This is a genomic window from Desulfosporosinus sp. I2, assembly GCF_000960765.1.
In the GTDB taxonomy this organism is placed as follows: domain Bacteria; phylum Bacillota; class Desulfitobacteriia; order Desulfitobacteriales; family Desulfitobacteriaceae; genus Desulfosporosinus.
The window spans coordinates 1-2,043 of sequence record NZ_JYNH01000263.1 but is presented as its reverse complement, the minus strand read 5'-3'; the positions used below and the strand labels follow the sequence as shown (position 1 = coordinate 2,043).

Here is a 2,043-nt window from a genome sequence, read left to right as displayed (position 1 = left end):
GCCAAGAACTTAGGCTTCAAGGTGGAGGTAGCTCACAGGGCCTTAGATGACGTGGATACCACGGTTAAAGTTTTTAAGGTTATGCTTGAAAAACTAAAACAACGGGGAGCAGAAACCCTTGAGGATATCGATCGCTATGGCTCCGATGAAAACGCGAAGAGCGTGGAGTATAAGAAGCTTAAAACTTATCATGCGATCATCTTAGCCAAGGACTATGTGGGATTAAAGAATTTATATAAGCTGGTTTCCTATTCTCACTTGGATTATTTTTATAAAAAAGCCACGGATTTTAAAGAGCCTTTATAAAAAATACTCTGAAGGTTTAATTCTGGGCAGTGCCTGCAGTGAAGGCGAGCTTTACCAGGCCATCTTGCTCGGAAAATCCAATGAGGAAATTGGAGCCATTGCCCAGGCCTATGATTATTTAGAAATCCAGCCTCTCGGGAACAATGATTATTTAGTCAGAACAGAGCAGGTGCCCGACAAAGAGTATTTAAAGGAAATCAACCGCAAGATTGTGGCTCTGGGTAAAAAATTAAACATGCCTGTCGTCGCCACGGGTGATGTTCACTTCCTGGATCCGGAAGATGAAATCTACAGGCGAATCCTCGAAACTGGTCAAGGCTTTAAGGATGCCGATCATCAGGCCCCCTTATATTTAAAAACCACCGAGGAGATGCTGGAGGAATTTTCCTATTTAGGAGCAGCAAAGGCTTATGAGGTGGTCGTAACCAACACCAATCTGGTGGCCGATATGTGCCAGCCGATCAGTCCTATTTCAGCGGAGAAATGCGCGCCTCATATTGAAGGCTGCGAGCAGACTATTAAGGATATTACTTATGAGAAGGCCCATGCCCTCTATGGAGACCCCTTGCCGGAAATTGTTCAGCAAAGGCTCGATAGAGAGCTGGATTCGATCATCAAAAATGGCTTCTCTGTTATGTATATTATCGCTCAAAAACTTGTCTGGAAATCGAATGAGGATGGCTATCTGGTCGGCTCTCGAGGATCGGTGGGTTCCTCGGTTGTTGCCTATATGACCGGGATTACGGAAGTCAATGCCCTGCAGGCCCATTACCGGTGTCCCAATTGCCAGTATTCGGACTTCTCCGATTATGGCGTTAAAATCGGCTTTGACTTGCCGGATAAGGTGTGTCCGGTTTGCGGAGAAAAGCTGGCGAAGGATGGCATCGATATCCCTTTCGAGACCTTCTTAGGCTTCAATGGCGATAAAGAGCCTGATATTGACTTGAATTTCTCAGGAGAATATCAGGCCAAGGCCCATAAATATACAGAGGTTATCTTTGGCAAGGGTACAACCTTTAAGGCCGGAACCATCGGGACTATCGCCGAAAAAACAGCCTTCGGCTACGTGAAAAAGTATTATGAGGAAAAAAGCCGTACCGTAAGCAAGGCAGAAACTCTGCGAGTCTCTAAAGGCTGCACCGGTATCAAAAGAACCTCCGGGCAGCACCCGGGAGGAATTATCGTCGTGCCGAAGGGACGAGAAATCTTTGAATTCTGCCCCGTACAGCATCCTGCCGATGACTCCAATTCGGATATCATAACTACCCATTTTGATTATCACTCCATTGATTCGAACCTATTAAAGCTGGATATTCTGGGTCATGATGACCCGACGGTCATCCGAATGCTTCAGGATATCACCGGCGTGGACCCTCTAACGATACCCATGGATGATCAGGAGACCATGTCAATATTCTCCTCCACGGAAGCCTTAGAGGTATCCCCGGAGCAGATCAATTCCAAGGTTGGAACCTTCGGCATTCCTGAGTTTGGTACGAAGTTCGTCAGAGGAATGCTTTTAGATACAAGGCCCAAAGCCTTCGCAGATTTAATCTGTATATCCGGACTTTCCCATGGTACGGATGTGTGGCTGGGAAATGCCAAGGACTTAATTGATGCGGGAACCGTGACCTTAAGTGAAGCCGTCTGCACCCGGGATGATATTATGACTTATTTGATTAGTAAGGGTCTGCCGCCCAATACAGCTTTTAAGATCATGGAGCTGGTGCGTAAAGG

1 pseudogene is annotated in these 2,043 nt (G+C 46.4%); it reads left to right on the top strand.

Features of this window, described 5'->3' with window-relative positions:
* Positions 1–2,043 (top strand): annotated as a pseudogene (polC, locus tag UF75_RS25495) (DNA polymerase III subunit alpha); the annotation flags it as partial.